This is a genomic window from Paraburkholderia sp. BL9I2N2, assembly GCF_004339745.1.
Taxonomy (GTDB): Bacteria; Pseudomonadota; Gammaproteobacteria; order Burkholderiales; family Burkholderiaceae; genus Paraburkholderia.
In genome coordinates, this window is record NZ_SMGP01000001.1 from 1,145,934 (window position 1) to 1,162,695 (window position 16,762).

Genomic DNA, 16,762 nt, shown 5'->3' on the forward strand with positions numbered 1-16,762 from the left:
GTTGAAATGCGCTCGCTTCGTGCTATAAACACCCCGGTAGATCCGGGGTGTTTTGCTTTGTGGAGGTCGACGTGGCGCCAGGTGGACTGTTCTGGTGGATCGGGGCGGGTGTGCTGGTCGTGCTGGAGTTGCTCAGCGGCACTTTCTATCTGCTGATGATCGCGTTGGGCTGCGTGGCGGCCGCGATTGCGCACCTCGCGGGCGCCAGAGCCGACGTGCAGTTCGCGGTCGCGGCCGTGGTGGCGCTGGCGGCTGTCCTGCTGCTCAGACGTTCGCGGTTTGGCCGCAGAACGCGCAAGGAGGCGTCGCGTAACCCGGACGTCAATCTCGACATCGGTCAAACGCTCATCGTGCCGGTGTGGCACGAGCGCCGGGCGCGCGTCGACTATCGCGGCGCGGCATGGGACGTCGAACTGGCCGCGGGCGAGCCGGAAGACGCGCCGCTCTACGAAATTACGGAACTGCGCGGCAGCTGCCTCGTCGTGGTGGCGGCGCGTCATTCAAACACCCGGGCCACCGCGGCCTGAGCGTTCGCACATCACACGCATCACAAACAACTATTCGAACTACGGACCGGAGGGTAGTAATGGATTCGACCATCGTCGGGGCGGTGCTTCTGATCATCGTGATCGTCTTGGCGGCGCAGATCATCAAGATCGTGCCGCAGCAGCATGCGTGGGTCCTTGAGCGGCTCGGGCGCTATCACCGTACGCTGACGCCGGGTTTGAGCTTCGCGTTTCCGTTCGTCGACCGGATCGCGTATAAGCACATCCTCAAGGAAATTCCGCTCGAGGTGCCGAGCCAGGTCTGTATCACGCGCGACAACACGCAGTTGCAGGTGGATGGCGTGCTGTACTTTCAGGTTACCGATCCGATGAAGGCGTCGTACGGATCGAGCAACTTCGTGTTCGCCATCACGCAGTTGTCGCAGACCACGCTGCGCTCGGTGATCGGCAAGCTCGAACTCGACAAGACGTTCGAGGAGCGCGACTTCATCAACCACAGCATCGTGTCGTCGCTCGATCAAGCTGCGACGAACTGGGGTGTGAAGGTGCTGCGCTACGAGATCAAGGACCTGACGCCGCCCAAGGAAATCCTCCACGCCATGCAGGCGCAGATCACCGCCGAGCGCGAGAAGCGAGCGCTGATCGCCGCGTCGGAAGGGCGCAAGCAGGAGCAGATCAATATCGCGTCCGGCGGCCGTGAGGCGGCGATCCAGAAGTCCGAAGGCGAGCGGCAGGCGGCGATCAATCAGGCGCAAGGTCAGGCGTCGGCGATTCTGGCCGTGGCCGAGGCCAACTCGCAGGCGATTCAGAAGATCGCGGCCGCGATCCAGTCGAACGGCGGGATGGAAGCCGTGAACCTCAAGGTGGCCGAACAATACGTGAACGCGTTCGGCAATCTGGCGAAGCAGGGCACCACGCTGATCGTGCCGGGCAATCTTGCGGACATGAGTTCGATGATCGCTTCGGCGCTGACCATCGTGAGCAAAGGGAAGGGCGCGACTGAGGTGCGCTGAACGCGCTGAATGCTGCGACTGTGCTTTGACCTGCTGAATAGAGAAATGGCCCGCGGACAGTGCGGGCCATTTTCATTTGAACGCTTGGCGGGCCCGGTTGCCCGCCGCTTGCTATCCGGTCAGGGCGTTAGCGGCAACCGAAGCGTGGCATATCCGCACACCACCCGCCGCCAATCAGGCCAATCCGCCGATCAGCTCGGCGAGCGCATCAAACGCGCCTTCTCACGTTCCCAATCGCGTTTCTTCTCGGTCTCGCGCTTGTCGTGCTGCTTCTTTCCCTTGGCGAGACCAATCTCGCATTTGACGCGGCCGCCCTTGTAGTGAAAGTTCAGCGGCACGAGCGTGTAGCCACGTTGCTCGACCTTGCCGATCAGTTTGCTGATCTCTTCGCTATGCAACAGCAGCTTGCGCGTGCGTACCGGGTCGGGGTTGATATGGGTCGAGGCTTCGGGCAGCGGGCTGATGTGCGTGCCGATCAGGAACAGTTCGTTATTCTTGATAACGACGTAACCTTCCTTGATCTGGCCGCGCCCGGCGCGCAGCGCCTTGACCTCCCATCCTTCGAGCACGAGCCCTGCTTCATAGCGTTCTTCGACCGAGTAGTCGTAGAAGGCTTTTCTGTTGTCGATGATGCTCATGAATGGAAAGTGCCCAACTCGTTTAAAATCACGATTTTAGCAAAGCGGGGCGAGGAAAGCCCGCTGCGCTCGTCCACCCTTGCCACGCGCTGTTCAATTTATGGCAGATGTCCAGAAAACTGTGTTGATCCGCCATTCGGCGGAACAGATGTTCGACCTCGTCACCGACGTCGCCGATTACCCCAACTTCCTGCCTTGGTGCGGGGGAGTCGAAATCCGCCGCCGGGACGAAACCGGTATGGAGGCGAAGATCGATATCAACTTCAAGGGCATCAAGCAGCACTTCGCCACGCGCAACAGCATGGAGCGGCCCACGCGCATCGACATGGAGTTCGCGGACGGCCCGTTTCGCAAGTTCACCGGTTTCTGGCGTTTTACGCCATTGCGCGCCGACGCCTGCAAGATCGAATTCGCGCTGCACTACGAATTCACCAACATCATCCTCGAGAAGATCATTGGACCGGTGTTCAACCACATCGCCAATACCTTCGTCGAATCGTTCGTGAAGCGCGCCGATCAGCGCTACGGTAAGGCATGAGCGCGCGCTTGTCGATTGAAGTCTGCTATGCGTCGGCTGGCGAGCAGGCGTTGATTGGCGTGGAACTGCCCGCAGGCGCCACGCTGCAGCAGGCGCTGGACGCGAGCGGCATCTTGCGGCGTTTCCCGCAGATCGATCTGGGCACGCAGAAAGTGGGCGTGTTCGGCAAGCTCAAGCCGCTCGACACGGTGCTGGCCGACCACGATCGGGTGGAGATTTACCGGCCGCTGCTGGTCGATCCGAAGGTGTCGCGTCAGCGGCGCGTCGAGAAGACCCGCAAGGCGGGCTCGATCGAAGGGCGTCGCTGGCAGAACAAGGATTCGCGGTAGGCGGATCTTTGCGTGGCGAGGCACGGCAGCTGCCACGAACTGTTGGCATCAAACCTTAGTCGGGCAGCGTTGCTGGCCACGAACTGCTTCTGTCAAGCCTCAGTCGGGCCGCGTCCACGCTCACGAACTGCGCCGTCAATCCTCACACAAGCCACGTCCCAGCCCACGTTCCGCGTCATGGCGCCGAGACTTGCGGCTTTTTCTTGATCCGTGCGACCGCGGACGTGTCGTCGTCCGCATGCTGGCGCACCGACCAGCAGACGCCGGCCACCAGCAGCAGAATGGCCGCCAGTTCCAGCGGACGCGGCAGTCGCTGGTCATAAATGAACGCATAAAGCAGCGCGAAAAGCGTCTCGAACACGATCATCTGGCCGGAGAGCGTCAGCGGCAGCCGTTTCGATGCGGCATTCCACAGCCCGTTGCCGAGCCACGATGCGCCGATCGCGAGCCCGAGATTGAGCATCCAGAAAGTGTGCCAGCGGCCGTCGGCCAGTTCGCCTTGCGGGCCGCCCGCCGGCAGCACGGCGATCACGAGCCACAGCGCCGCGCCGAGCGCGCCCGTCACCACGCCCCACAGAACCGACCACTCATTGCCGCTGAAATGCGTCTGACGCTGCAGGTAGCGGGCGTTTTCGACCGCGAACCACGTCCAGCATCCGAGCGCGCCGACCGCGCAGGCCAGTCCGATCAGCTTGGTGACGACGCTCACCGGCGTGCTGTCCGCCACCGTGAACACATCGATGTTGATACAGGCGATGCCCGCCATCACCATCGTCAGCGGCCAGGCGAGGCGGGCGAGGGGCACCGCGCCGTGATCGCGCCGGCCCAGCAGCGTCACCGTGACAGGCAGCACGCCGACGATCAGCGAGGCCGGCGCGATGCCGATCAGGTGCACGGCCGCCGTCAGCAGGAGGTAGTAGAGGAGGTTGCCGGCCAAAGCCAGTTTCACCAGCGCGCCGAGATCCTCGCGGGTCAGGCGTTTGACGAGCGAGCGCGCCATCGGCAGCGCGGCGGCCAGCGATACGATGCCGTACATCGTGTAGCGGCCCGCGCTCAGAAGCAGCGGTGAAAAGTCCGGCAGCACGCGCGGCACCAGAAAAACCATGCCCCATAAGGCCCCGGCCATTACTCCATATGCCACACCGCGCTGCATCGACTGCCCCTGCAAAATAACTGGAATGGTCGGCAGAATAGCCGGTTGGCGGGCCGGGCGTCTTGTTCGATTCTGCATTCCGGTGGTTTTTGTGCGCTTTGAGCACGCGTTTTCATGTGCTCAACGGAGTTCGCGCGCTCGGCCGGCGGACCGTGCGCCGACGCGAATGAGCGGGATTTCGGGCCGCCGACACCCCGCTGCGCCCGAACGCGCAAACGAAACCCGATCGAACCCGAGGCGAACAGCCAAGCGAAATCCAGGGGCCCGATGGCGCGAAAAAAACCGCCCGAAATTCGCTAAGCTGCTGTTCGTGCAGTGAAAACCAGGGAGGTATCGCGTATAATTCGCTTTTGCGCCTATAGGATTTGCCATGCGTCTGATCCAAACAGCACTCACGTTCGATGACGTGCTCCTCGTCCCGGCTTTCTCCGATGTTCTGCCGCGCGACACCAGCCTCAAGACCCGGCTGACCCGCAACATCTCCCTGAATATGCCGCTCGTGTCCGCCGCCATGGACACCGTCACCGAAGCACGCCTCGCCATTGCGATGGCGCAAATGGGTGGCGTGGGCATCATCCACAAGAATCTCACCGCGGCCGAACAGGCGCGTGAAGTGGCCAAGGTCAAGCGCTTCGAATCGGGCGTCGTGCGTGATCCGATCACGGTGCCGCCGCAGATGAAGGTGCGCGACGTGATCGCGCTGTCGCAGCAGCATGGCATTTCGGGCTTCCCAGTCGTCGAAGGCGCGCAACTGATCGGTATCGTCACGAACCGCGACCTGCGCTTCGAAGAGCGTCTGGATGAGCCGGTGCGCAACATCATGACGCCGCGCGAGCGCCTCGTCACCGTCAAGGAGGGCACGCCGCTCGCCGAAGCCAAGGCGCTGATGCACAGCCACCGGCTGGAGCGCGTGCTGGTCATCAACGACGCATTCGAACTGCGCGGTCTGATGACCGTCAAGGACATCACCAAGCAGACCGAACACCCGGACGCGTGTAAAGACGAACACGGCAAGCTGCGCGCGGGCGCGGCGGTCGGCGTCGGCGCGGACAATGAAGAGCGCGTCGAACTGCTGGTGCAGGCGGGCGTCGACGTGATCGTCGTCGATACCGCGCACGGCCATAGCCAGGGCGTGCTCGAGCGCGTCAAGTGGGTCAAGCGGAACTTCCCGCACGTCGAAGTGATCGGCGGCAACATCGCCACCGCGGCGGCCGCCAAGGCGCTCGTCGAATACGGCGCGGACGGCGTGAAGGTCGGTATCGGCCCGGGCTCGATCTGCACGACGCGGATCGTCGCCGGTGTGGGCGTGCCGCAGGTCACCGCGATCTCCAACGTTTCCGAAGCGCTGAAGGGCACGGGCGTGCCGGTCATCGCCGACGGCGGCGTGCGCTTCTCGGGCGACGTCAGCAAGGCGCTGGCAGCCGGCGCGAATGCCGTGATGATGGGCAGCATGTTCGCCGGCACCGAAGAAGCGCCGGGCGACGTGTTCCTGTATCAGGGCCGCCAGTACAAGTCTTACCGTGGCATGGGCTCGGTCGGCGCGATGAAGGACGGCGCAGCGGACCGCTACTTCCAGGACAACTCCGCGAACATCGACAAGCTGGTGCCGGAAGGTATCGAAGGCCGCGTCGCCTACAAGGGTTCGGTCAACGCGATCCTGTTCCAGCTGATCGGCGGCGTGCGCGCCAGCATGGGCTACTGCGGCTGCCGCACCATCGCCGAGATGAACGACAAGGCCGAGTTCGTGCAGATCACGGGCGCGGGCTTGCGCGAGTCGCATGTGCATGATGTGCAAATCACCAAGGAAGCGCCCAACTACCACGTGGACTAAACGCCAATGAAGCCATTGCTGCGCGCTGTACTCATCCTCGATGCCTTGCTGTTGCTTGCGTTCGGCCTGCTGTTTCTGCTGACGCCGTGGACTTCGCTGTACAACGCGCTGCTTCTGGTGCAAACCCAGCCGGCTCTGGTCGGCCAGGGGTTTGGCGTGGCGCTGATCGGGCTCGCATGGCTGGCCTTTCACGCGTCGATCGACGGCGCGCTTACTTCCACGGTCGCCAAGGTGGTCGGTCATGTGAACTGGCTGACCGGCGTGCTGATGCTGATCTGGCTGCTCGGTCTGCATACGCCGGCGCTGACTGGTTTCGGGCAGATCGTCGCGGTGCTGACAGGCGTGGTGCTGCTGGTGATCGGCCTGGGTGGTGTGCGTTTGTCGGGCGCGGTGCGGCGGCGTGAAAGAGTGCGGCTCGCTGAAGCCGTCGCCGCCGAGCGTGCCGACAAGCAGGCGGCCAAAGACGCCGCGAAAGACGCGGCCAACCGGCGCGAGCCGGGCCATGTCACAGCGGGCTTCCCGGTCTATCACGCTGAGCCGGTCGTCGAGCCCGTCGTGCCGGTTACGCGGCCCGTCAGTGCCACAAGTCCTGTTGCAGGGGCACCGCTTCATCCGGTAGTCGACGAAGCCAGTCTGACGCCGTCCGAACGCGCAGCGCGGGCGCAAGCCGCGGCCGCGCGAGACGAAGCGCGCAACGGCGCGGCCGACGCGCCTGGCGCGCCCCGGCCGCCGTTTCATGGCTGACGCGTTGCGCGCCACGCCGTCCGCCGAAGCATTCGGATCTGGTTTGCGTGCGCCGCGGGCAAGAGCCTGCGGCGCCGCTCGCGCCAACACGCTGCATCGTTACGCTTCATGCTCGATCGTCCCCACGTGGACCGCTTTGAATTCAACGCCGCGCCCCGCGCGCTGCATTCCGTATCCGCTCACTTTTGACTCCGTCCGCTGCCATGCATGACAAGATCCTGATCCTCGACTTCGGTTCGCAAGTCACCCAACTGATTGCACGTCGCGTTCGCGAAGCCAACGTGTATTCGGAAATTCATCCGTACGACGTGGATGCGTCGTTCATTCGCGACTTCGCGCCCAAGGGCGTGATCCTCTCCGGCGGCCCGAGCTCGGTCACCGAAACGGATACGCCGCGCGTGCCGCAAGCCGTGTTCGAACTCGGCGTGCCGGTGCTCGGCATCTGCTACGGCATGCAGGCCATGGCCGAGCAGCTAGGCGGCAAGGTCGATATCGGCCACCTGCGTGAGTTCGGTTACGCCGAAGTGCGCGCGCGCAATCACACGAGCCTGCTCGAAGGCATCAGCGACTTCACCACGCCGGAAGGTCACGGCATGCTGAAGGTGTGGATGAGCCACGGCGACAAGGTGCTGGAAATGCCGCCGGGCTTCGCGCTGATGGCGTCCACGGAATCGTGCCCGATCGCGGCGATGGCCGACGAAAAGCGCCATTTCTACGGCCTGCAATGGCACCCGGAAGTCACGCACACCGTGCAGGGCCGCGCCATGCTCGAGCGCTTCGTGCTGCAGATCTGCAAAGCGCAGCCGGATTGGGAAATGGGCCACTATATCGACGAAGCCGTCGCGAAGATTCGCGAGCAGGTCGGTAAAGAGCACGTGATTCTGGGCCTGTCGGGCGGCGTGGATTCGTCGGTGGCGGCGGCGCTCCTGCATCGCGCGATCGGCGATCAACTGACCTGCGTATTCGTCGATCATGGCTTGTTGCGCCTGAACGAAGCCGAGCAGGTAATGGCGACCTTCGCTGACCACCTTGGCGTGAAGGTGATTCACGTCGACGCAAGCGAAGTGTTCCTGCGCAAGCTGGCCGGTGTGACCGATCCGGAAGCGAAGCGCAAGATCATCGGCGCGGAATTCGTCGAAGTGTTCCAGACCGAAGCCGGCAAGCTGACCGATGCGAAGTGGCTGGCACAAGGCACGATCTATCCGGACGTGATCGAATCGGCCGGCAAGGGCAAGAAAGCCACGCAGACCATCAAGAGCCACCACAACGTGGGCGGCCTGCCTGAGACGCTGAATCTGAAGCTGCTCGAACCGCTGCGCGAACTGTTCAAGGACGAAGTGCGCGAACTCGGCGTCAAGCTCGGTTTGCCGCCGGCCATGGTGTACCGCCACCCGTTCCCGGGTCCGGGTCTGGGCGTGCGGATTCTCGGCGAAGTGAAGCGCGATTTCGCGGACCTGTTGCGCCGCGCGGACGCGATTTTCATCGAGACGCTGCGTACCTTCATCGATAAGGAAACCGGCAAGTCCTGGTACGATCTGACGAGCCAGGCGTTCGCGGTGTTTCTGCCGGTGAAGAGTGTCGGCGTGATGGGCGACGGGCGGACGTATGAGTACGTGGTCGCGTTGCGTGCCGTGCAGACGCTGGACTTCATGACCGCGCATTGGGCGCATCTGCCGCATGAACTGCTGGGGCATGTGTCGAACCGGATCATCAATGAAGTGCGCGGGATTAATCGAGTTGTGTATGACATCTCGGGTAAGCCGCCTGCGACGATCGAGTGGGAGTAATTCAGGCTGCTCTGCGGCAGTCTGCAGACATCCGGATTCTCCCGCTTTTCCCCACAGAATCAAGGGTTTATTGCCTGATGTAGTCTAATGGGGGCTGATAACAGCTGGGCACTACCGACGGTATGGTTGACGGTATAGCATCTTGCTCTGCGGACGATCCAACGCGATACCGTCACGACGCGTGACGGTATCAGGTGACGGTATCAGTTCACGGAGTATTGCATGCTTACCGATCTGGAATTGCGGGCGCTCAAGCCTGCCGGCAGGATCTACAAGGTGGCCGACCAGCGCGGCCTGTACGTCGCGGTTACGGTGTCCGGTGTCGTCAGCTTCCGGTTTGACTACCGGCTCAACGGGCGGAGGGAGACGCTGGTCATTGGCCGCTACGATGCCCGGCTACCCGCCAAGGGCGTGCGTGAGACGCACGAATTGAGCTTCGGGATGTCACTCAGCCTCGCGGAAGCGAGGCTGCTTATCGAACGGGCCCGCCGCGACGTCGAGCAGGGCATCAGCCCGTCTCGGGCCAAGGTCGAAAAGCGCGTGGAAGCGGCCGAGGCGCTAACGTTCGGCAAGTGGGCCGAGAAGTACTTTGCCGAAGCGAGCCTCGCGGAGTCGACCCGCACAATGCGGCGGTCCGTCTATGACCGGAATCTGGCCGCGGAATTCGGGCGGCTGAAGCTCGAGGAAATTACTCCGGTACGCCTCATGGCCAGGTGCGAAAAGATCAAGGAACGGGGGGCTGCCGCCCCCGCTGTTCAGGCGCGCGAAATCGTGCTGCAGGTATACCGTTTTGTGCAGGCAAGGGGGCTAAAAGTAGCCAATCCGGCAGAAGATATCCGGCCTTCCGCTATCGCCACCTTCAAGCCGCGCGACCGGGCACTGACGCCAGCCGAAATTCATGTGTTTTTCAAGGCCCTTGAGCGCACGCCCACGCTGCCTACGCTGCGTCTGGCGGTCAGGTTCATGCTGCTGACAATGGTGCGCAAGTCGGAATTCATCCTGGCCACGTGGGATGAGGTGGATTTCAATGCGGCGGTCTGGACGGTTCCGAAAGACCGGATGAAGGCCGGGCGCGCGCACAACGTTTATCTGAGCCAGCAAGCCCTCGATATTCTGGTCACCTTCAAGACGTGTTTCGGCGCAAGCTCATACCTGCATCCCGGTCGTTACGAAACGGAACTGCCGATAAGCGCCGCCACCCTGAATCGCGTGATCGACGCTGCCGTCAAGATTGTCCGCGAGAGCGGGGCAGAGGACTTCGAATCCTTCTCGGTGCATGACCTGCGGAGAACGGCCAGCACGCAGTTACATGAAGCCGGGTTCAACAGCGACTGGATAGAAAAGTGTCTGGCGCACGAGCAGCGCGGGGTGCGAGCCGTCTACAACAAGGCCGAATATGCCGAGCAGAGGCGGTCAATGTTGCAGGCGTGGGCGGATATGCTTGACGGCTGGATAGCAAAGGATCCCGCGACGCATAGCGCCGGTCCGGTACAGCCGGCCGAGCGCGGCTTGACCCTGACCGCATAGAAGCGACACAGTGTCGAGTCCTGGAGACGGTGTATCTGTCAGAACCGAGCGGAGACAGATTGTCGGTCGGCGAATGGCAGGCAAGAGTGCAGGCGAGTACATTTCTCGAACTCGAACTTTCGATGTACTCAAAAACGTACTCGTCTGCACCTGGATTACTTCTTTCCAATATGGACGGCAACGGACTAAAAGCGCGGCACGTTCAACTGCTTGATCATTTAATTCGAAATCCTATATACCTCACTGAGCAACAGTTCGATGCTCAGGAGAGGACTCATGTTCGTCTTATAGCATATTGAGTTTAAAGGATTTTTTGTTGTTCTTCCTTCGTAACGTACTCATTGATGTACTCATTTGCGGCGGGCTTTAAATTCGTGCCATTTTTTGCGTAAATACAACGCTGGGGTTCGACGTTACAGTGATGGTTGTTTCAGGCTACGATTCCCGGCGCCTCGCCTGATTCTGGTTATTGGCGGACTCCCACTGTCCGAATGATGAATCAGGCCTTTCTCGGGGCGTTTGTTGCGCACAGCACGCCACAGGGCTTGCGCCGTGAGTCCTTGCGTCATGCGCTCACTCATGGCGTATCCAACCAACTCACAGGTGAAGACGTCCTTAATGCCGGCGACGTAGAGCCATCCCTCGTCGGTGGCACAATAGGTGATGTCTGTCACCCAGGCTTCGTTTGGCCGCGTTGGCGCGAACGTCTGGTTCAGCAGATTGTCGGCGACAGGCGAGTTGTGATTCGAATTCGTCGTGCTTTGAATTTGCGCTTCTGCTTACACCGCAGATTGAGCTCTCGGCGCAGGCGAGCGATGCGGTCGCGGCCGGCTATAAAGCCTTGTGCCTCAAGCTCAGGCTGCACGCGTCGCGTGCCATAGGTCTCGCGGCTCTGCTTGTGCACAGCCTTGATGGCGACTTTCAGGCGTTCATCAACCTGCGCACGTGGAGACAGCTTACCTTTAGACCAGGCATAGAAGCCGCTGCGTGAAACCTTAAAGGCACGGCACAGGACAGCAATCGGATAATCGAGTCGCATCGTATTCATGACCGCGTATTTGGCAGCGACTCCTGCGCAAAATACGCTGCCGCTTTTTTTACGATATCTCGCTCCATCTTGGTCTCCGCCAGTTCCCTACGTAGTCTGGCTACCTCGGCTTCTAATTCGGCAACCGTACGACTGCCTGGCGCCGTCACGGCGCCATCGCCAAGCTTGGCTGCTTCGACCCACGTGGCCAAAGTCCCCATCGGAATGGCAATTCGCTTCGCCGCTTCATCCAGCGTCAGGCCCTGTGCAAGCACAAGCTTTACAGCTTCTTCACGAAGCTCTGGTGTGTATGTTCTTGGTTTCGTCATCTGTGCTCCCATTGATAAAGTTTGTCAAAAAGGAGTGTCTTAAAAAGTCAGGCTACCTCATCGAGGACCGGCTGGCCGAATACGACCGAGCGATCAGGGAGATCGCGCGTGAGGACGAACGCAGCAAGCGACTCATGCTACTGCGCGGCATCGGTCCGACCACCGCAAGTGCATTGCTTGCGAGCATCGGTGCCGGACATGATTTCAGGAACGGTCGCCAGGTGGCTGCATGGCTTGGCCTGACGCCCGGCCAGCACAGCAGCGGCGGCAAGGCGCGGCTGGGCAGCATCACGAAGGCAGGCGACGCCTACCTGCGCAGCCTGCTGGTGCTCGGGGCGCGCGCCGTGATCGCCAGTCTCGGCGAGAAGCAGGACCGGTTCAGCCGCTGGGTACGCAGCCTGGTGGAACGCCGCGGCTACTGGCGTGCGGCAGTCGCGATCGCGGCCAAGAATGCGAGAATGGCTTGGGCAATGCTAAATTACGGCGACGATTTCAAGCACGAACCGGCCGCAGCGTGAAGTCGTCGCGCCTCACCAAACACCGACGACCAACGAAAGTCATCATGAGCGGATAGACGATCACTTTGCACTGCCAGCGGTGATGTGAAGCGGGTTGGACCCCGCGCAAGGCATACCTGTCAGAGAAACGGGGATTCCTATCCCGCCCAACGAATGAGGTCCTTGCGCGCGTCTTTCATCAGGGTCCGGGCCAGCGGCCCAACATGACCGGTTGTAGTACAGCAGTCCTTCACCTGTCCGCGCCGAATGAATTTTGAGCCACCGCGCCGACCGAGCTTTGAGCCGGGGTGGAGACCGGTCCGAAGCAGGACCGGTTGTGGATAAGTGTATGGGTTTGCGGAGTGCTTGTCCTCCTTCGTGTGAGGATGTATCGCGCAGTGGAAGCTGCGAAGGGCGTAGCCCGTAGCGGCTTCCACTGCGCGGCAAGCGACGATCAAGCCGATTCGTTCTCGCTCGCACCGTCGGCTCTGCATCTCATCCAGACGCTTAACCCGCTCACCTTGCATCTGCCCACCAGTATGGCGTGAGAACAGATTCTCAATCGCGAGGATCTGGGCCGTACGACACTGCACCAGTTGGATCCGCTTGCGAGAGAGGTCGCGCACCGGACGTTCTTCTGCTGGATAAATGTAGCCTTCAGGCAATAGTCCAAGACGCAGCAGTTGTGCGAGATGGGCGGCATCGGTGAAGTCACCACTGTATTTCAGTCCCTCGTACTGCCTGATTGCCGCGGGGTTGGCCAGATGCACCCGGTAGCCATCGTTCATCAACTGATCCACCAGCCAGTACCAGTTATACGTCGCTTCGATGACCACGCCCACCAGATCTTCGCGGTGCGGCGCCAGCGCCGCCCGGATCTGCACCGGATCGTTCGGCAACCGTCGCTGGTAGACAACCCGGTCAGCGTCATCGCTAACGACGACCACACTGTTGTTTGAGTGCAGGTCGATTCCACTAAACTTATTCATGCTGGCCTCCTGTGCGTCACGTCGGTGTTCGCACCCTGACTGTACGCCGGCCGTTCGATTCGAACGGAGGGAGGTCGGCTATATGATTATCACAACCTGTAACCCAGATTGCGTTAGGAGTCGCCACCGGTAGCGAACAGTCCGTGTTCCGGCTGCGCCCGTTCGTTGTCGATACACTGCACACGCCAACGGCCAGACATCAGAGCGAGGTCGCCTTCCGTGCACCACTGCACGCGTCCGGCTTCACCTTGGAAGAGTCCGTAGCAACAGTCTAGATTCAGTCCTTCTAGAACATATACTGGTGTCCTGTCGTTGGGCTCGCACACTAGCGTATTGCCGCAATCCACGTGCAGCGAGCCCCATTTAGGCAGTTCAAGTCCAAAATGACCTTCGCGCGACCATTGCCGCTTTTCCTTGTCGATCCAGAGGATTGCAAATGCCATCGGATGGGCCCGATTGAACATGTCGAGCTGGACAGTAAGACGCATGAAGATTCTCCGAACATATATTCCGCCAAGCTGAGACGTACCGAGAAAATCGCGGCGCTTGCCACGGAATCACTGACCGAGTGCTCATTGCATCAGCGCATGCGCGTCGTACGTCTATGTCGGGCCACCCGACCGGGAGCTAAGGTCAAGAGTGGTGTATGAGCAATTTGACGGCGGACGATTTCAAGCGGCGAATTTCTGCTGAACCGGCCGATCGTCTTGCACCGGTTCGCCGTCCTTGAAGGCAACGCCCTCGAGCAACAGCTTGATCTTTTCCGGGCCGTTGACACGGCGCCAGGTTTTCTCGGCTTCCTCGATCAGCTTGAACGCCAGTCCGAGGAAGGTTGGTCGCGATACGCAGTTACGCGTGCGCGTCGTACGGTGGCGCACCGTCGCGAACGTCGATTCAATTGCGTTGGTCGTGCGCAGATGCTGCCAGTGCTCGGCAGGGAATTCGTAAAACGCGAGCAAGGCCTCCCGGTCCTTCTTCAACGTCTCGGTCGCCTTCGGATATCTGGCCGCATAGATCGACACGAAACGATCGAACGCGGCGTGCGCGTCGGCGCGGGTCGCCGCCATCCAGATCGATTGCATGTCGGCCTTCGCGCGTGCCTGTTGCGACTTGGGCAGTGCGTTCATGACGTTTCCCATTTTATGAAACCAGCAGCGCTGGCCACGCGTGGTCGGAAACACCTCTTCCAGCGCCGCCCAGAAGCCCATTGCGCCGTCGCCGACCGCCAGCCGTGGGCCCGCCTTCAGACCGCGCTTTTTCAGGTCGAGCAGCAGTTCCAGCCACGACGCTTTCGTCTCGCGATAACCATCGCCGATCGCCACACGCTCTTTGCTCCCGTCCGGTTTCACGCCGATGATGACCAGCAAGCATTGTCCATCGGAGTTCTCACTGCGCAGCCCCGTGTGAATGCCGTCGACCCACCAATAGACGTAGTGCGACCCGGACATGTCACGACGGCTCCAGGCCACATGCTCGTCGGCCCATTGCGCCTTCAGCCGGCTCACCACGTTGGCCGACAAGCCCTTGGCATCATCGCCCAGCAGCACGCTCAACGCTTCGCCCATATCGCCCGTCGAAATACCCTTCAGATACAACCAGGGCAGCGCTGCGCTCACGCGAGGCGACTTCCTCACGTACGGCGGCACGATCGCCGAATTGAACTTCACGCCCGATCCCGATCGATCGCGCACCTTCGGCACCTTCACCGCAATCGGCCCGGCGGCCGTCAATACCTCGCGCTCTGGCAAGTAACCGTTGCGCACCACGGCGCGTTGCCCGTGCAAGGTCTTGACGTTCGCGAACCGCTCCATCAGCTCTGCCAGCTCCGCTTCGATCACTTGTTGAATCACTTGCCGCGCCCCGTGACGAACCAATTCGTCCAGACCAAGCCCGACTCCCGATAGACCGACGACTGCTTTTTCCGTATCCTTGCTCATGGTGGATGGTTTGATTTTTTGCTGGTTTCCGACTTCGACAATCAGATTCTCAGCTGAAACCTCCACCGCCTTCAACTTCCCGCCTCAACTCCCCCCGTACACCAGATTCGACTTTAGCTCCCCGACCGGCCCGTAGGGGTAGCGCCATCTCTCCCCAATGCGCGTGCGGGGAGGATCAGCGCGTGCGCGCGGCCGTTGCAAGGTGCTTTTGTCGCGCCCTGATGTCAGCCGCGGTGGTCGGATCAATGGGTCGCGACGGGTTGGTGCGTACCCGTTAGCGTCCTCAGGAACGCGACGATTGCGTCAACCTCCGATTCGGCCAATTGTTTACCGACCTGATATGTCGCCATGTCACGTACAGCTTCGCGCAGATCGACGCGGCTACCGTCGTGGAAATAGGGCGCGGTCAACTCAACATTGCGCAGCGTCGGCGTCTTGAACGCATGGCGATCGAGCGGATCTTTCGTAAAGTTGGCGCGGCCGTTGTCTGCGTCGGTGCGTTCGTAACCCCGCGCGGCGAAGTAGTCAGCCGCAAGGCCCATCCGTTCGAACGACTGTCCGCCCAGATTCTTGCCAACGTGGCAGGTCGCGCAATGGTTTGCTTTGAATAACTGGTAGCCGCGCAGTTCCTCGCCATTCAGCACATCCATGTCGCCGCGCAGGTAAGCATCGAAGCGACTCGGCGTTAGCAGTGTCGTCTCATATTCGGCGATCGCGTCTGTGATGTTCTCGCCTGACCAACCGTCCGGGTATACCCGCAAGAACTGTTGCGTCAGCGATGAGTCCTGTTTCAGCTTATCGATGATCTCACTCCATGACGTGGACGCCATTTCGACCGGATTCAGCGGTGGGCCGCCGGCCTGCTCCTGCAGCGTGGCGGCGCGACCGTCCCAGAACTGCTTGCGGTTGAGTGCCGAGTTGAACACTGTCGGTGCGTTGATTGCACCCAACTGGCCGCCCACGCCGGACGAAACCTTGTTTCGATCTACGCCACCGATCGCTAGCGTGTGGCAGCTCGCACACGATATCGTGTTGTCCGCCGATAGTCTGACATCGTTGAAAAGCTGCTTCCCGAGCGCGACCTTGCCCGCGTCAGTCGGCAAGGAATGAGGCAAAGGTTGTACCGGCTCGTTAGCGAACTCTGGTGCAACGCCGGGCGTCGCATATGCGCTGCGTCGCTGGGACGCGATCCAGTCGAGAAGCGCACGTTGATCGTAGGCGCTCAAGCCGGTGGTCCAGTGTACGAAGCGAAACAGATTTGGTGGCATTGTGCGTTCGTTCACAACGGTTTCCAGCTTTGCAAGATCGGCTTCGGGGGCCGGTGCGCCACTCTCGAGCGCCGCGTACAGGCTGTCGATGCGGAAGTAGGCGAGGCCCGTCTGTATGTCGTGCTCGGCTAGCTGACGAATGCCTGGTAGCGCGGCATAGTTGGGCAGGACGGTTTTCGTCGAGTGGCAGTAATAGCACGCGTTTCGATCTAACACTTCACGGATGCCGTACGCTTGTGGGGACGCGGCCAGTCTCACGGCCGCTCTTTCCGCATAGTCCTTGTGGTGGATGTACGCGATACCGCTGATGCATAGATAGCCTATCAGCACGACGGCGATCGATACGATCAGAAGTTTCTTCACTTGCTCTCCTGCTTCGACTTTGGTCGGAATTCCATACCGTTTACATCAGGTAGGTCTTGATGTTGATATCGGCTTCAGAGCGATGACGCGTTGATCGTACAGAACGCACAGCAATCGACTATTGCGGTAAATCAATTGCCGAACCGAACGCAGAATGTACTGAGGTTCTCACGTTGAGGGTTCCGAGACACGCGCGAAGGGGGTGTCTGTCTATATAACGGACGGATCCTGGGCGAAATCAGTGACGTAGTGCCATGCCGAAAAGCGTTCGTCGAGTTGTTTGCGG

At 61.0% G+C, this 16,762-nt stretch carries 14 protein-coding genes and 2 pseudogenes; 9 read left to right on the forward strand and 7 right to left on the reverse strand.

From position 1 onward, the window contains the following. The first annotated feature begins 71 nt into the window (after nt 1-71). Together B0G74_RS05270 and B0G74_RS05275 are read left to right on the forward strand one after the other, a co-directional pair. A complete protein-coding gene (locus B0G74_RS05270) occupies nt 72-527 on the forward strand; it encodes an NfeD family protein (RefSeq protein ID WP_132373939.1) in 456 nt (151 codons plus the stop codon). A 59-nt stretch (nt 528-586) separates the two neighbouring features. Beyond that, nucleotides 587-1,519: an SPFH domain-containing protein gene (locus B0G74_RS05275; protein ID WP_132373940.1), complete on the forward strand. Its 933-nt coding sequence runs from the start codon at nt 587-589 to the stop codon at nt 1,517-1,519. 191 nt (nt 1,520-1,710) lie between these two features. On the opposite strand, the gene smpB is transcribed toward B0G74_RS05275, so the two are convergent. Next, nucleotides 1,711-2,157, reverse strand: coding sequence for an SsrA-binding protein SmpB (gene smpB / locus B0G74_RS05280; RefSeq protein WP_042323149.1), 447 nt, complete (start codon nt 2,155-2,157; stop codon nt 1,711-1,713). 100 nt (nt 2,158-2,257) lie between these two features. Between smpB and B0G74_RS05290 the strand changes: the two genes are divergently transcribed. Together B0G74_RS05290 and B0G74_RS05295 are read left to right on the forward strand one after the other, a co-directional pair. After that, complete coding sequence (locus B0G74_RS05290) at nt 2,258-2,695, forward strand: type II toxin-antitoxin system RatA family toxin (protein WP_012433427.1); 438 nt, start codon at nt 2,258-2,260, stop codon at nt 2,693-2,695. Continuing rightward, the gene (locus tag B0G74_RS05295; protein WP_132373941.1) at nt 2,692-3,024 is read left to right on the forward strand and encodes an RnfH family protein; all 333 of its coding nucleotides are present in this window, start codon (nt 2,692-2,694) and stop codon (nt 3,022-3,024) included. The genes B0G74_RS05290 and B0G74_RS05295 overlap by 4 nt, the downstream gene beginning before the upstream one ends. 175 nt (nt 3,025-3,199) lie before the next feature. On the opposite strand, the gene B0G74_RS05300 is transcribed toward B0G74_RS05295, so the two are convergent. Next, nucleotides 3,200-4,177 carry a DMT family transporter gene (locus B0G74_RS05300; RefSeq protein WP_132373942.1) on the reverse strand — a complete coding sequence of 326 codons (978 nt, stop codon included), beginning with the start codon at nt 4,175-4,177 and terminating at the stop codon, nt 3,200-3,202. Nucleotides 4,178-4,547: 370 nt separating this feature from the next. On the opposite strand from B0G74_RS05300, the gene guaB reads away from it, so the two are divergent. The 4 genes from guaB (at nt 4,548) to B0G74_RS05320 (ending at nt 10,066) form a co-directional block, all read left to right on the forward strand. Continuing rightward, the gene (gene guaB, locus B0G74_RS05305; protein WP_132373943.1) at nt 4,548-6,008 is read left to right on the forward strand and encodes an IMP dehydrogenase; all 1,461 of its coding nucleotides are present in this window, start codon (nt 4,548-4,550) and stop codon (nt 6,006-6,008) included. Nucleotides 6,009-6,014: 6 nt separating this feature from the next. Beyond that, the gene (locus tag B0G74_RS05310) at nt 6,015-6,752 is read left to right on the forward strand and encodes a hypothetical protein (protein ID WP_132373944.1); all 738 of its coding nucleotides are present in this window, start codon (nt 6,015-6,017) and stop codon (nt 6,750-6,752) included. Nucleotides 6,753-6,955: 203 nt separating this feature from the next. After that, nucleotides 6,956-8,539 (forward strand): glutamine-hydrolyzing GMP synthase, encoded by a 1,584-nt coding sequence (guaA, locus tag B0G74_RS05315; RefSeq protein ID WP_132373945.1) that lies wholly within the window; start codon nt 6,956-6,958, stop codon nt 8,537-8,539. 222 nt (nt 8,540-8,761) lie between these two features. After that, nucleotides 8,762-10,066: a site-specific integrase gene (locus B0G74_RS05320; RefSeq protein ID WP_132373946.1), complete on the forward strand. Its 1,305-nt coding sequence runs from the start codon at nt 8,762-8,764 to the stop codon at nt 10,064-10,066. 476 nt (nt 10,067-10,542) lie between these two features. Here the strand turns inward: B0G74_RS05320 and B0G74_RS46440 are convergent. Next, nucleotides 10,543-11,422 (reverse strand): annotated as a pseudogene (locus B0G74_RS46440) (IS3 family transposase); the annotation flags it as partial. Nucleotides 11,423-11,454: 32 nt separating this feature from the next. Between B0G74_RS46440 and B0G74_RS05340 the strand changes: the two are divergent. Next, nucleotides 11,455-11,940, forward strand: a pseudogene (locus tag B0G74_RS05340) (IS110 family transposase); the annotation flags it as partial. Between the two features lie 137 nt (nt 11,941-12,077). Here the strand turns inward: B0G74_RS05340 and B0G74_RS46445 are convergent. The 4 genes from B0G74_RS46445 to B0G74_RS05360 form a co-directional block, all read right to left on the reverse strand. After that, on the reverse strand, nt 12,078-12,908 hold the full coding sequence (locus tag B0G74_RS46445; RefSeq protein WP_243658102.1) for a transposase: 831 nt from the start codon (nt 12,906-12,908) through the stop codon (nt 12,078-12,080). Between the two features lie 113 nt (nt 12,909-13,021). Then, nucleotides 13,022-13,396, reverse strand: a complete 375-nt coding sequence (locus tag B0G74_RS05350) for a DUF3564 family protein (protein ID WP_132373949.1) — start codon at nt 13,394-13,396, stop codon at nt 13,022-13,024. Nucleotides 13,397-13,579: 183 nt separating this feature from the next. Beyond that, nucleotides 13,580-14,845 (reverse strand): IS256 family transposase, encoded by a 1,266-nt coding sequence (locus B0G74_RS05355; protein WP_132373950.1) that lies wholly within the window; start codon nt 14,843-14,845, stop codon nt 13,580-13,582. A gap of 242 nt (nt 14,846-15,087) precedes the next feature. Further along, nucleotides 15,088-16,476 carry a cytochrome c peroxidase gene (locus B0G74_RS05360; RefSeq protein ID WP_132373951.1) on the reverse strand — a complete coding sequence of 463 codons (1,389 nt, stop codon included), beginning with the start codon at nt 16,474-16,476 and terminating at the stop codon, nt 15,088-15,090. Nucleotides 16,477-16,762: the final 286 nt, after the last annotated feature.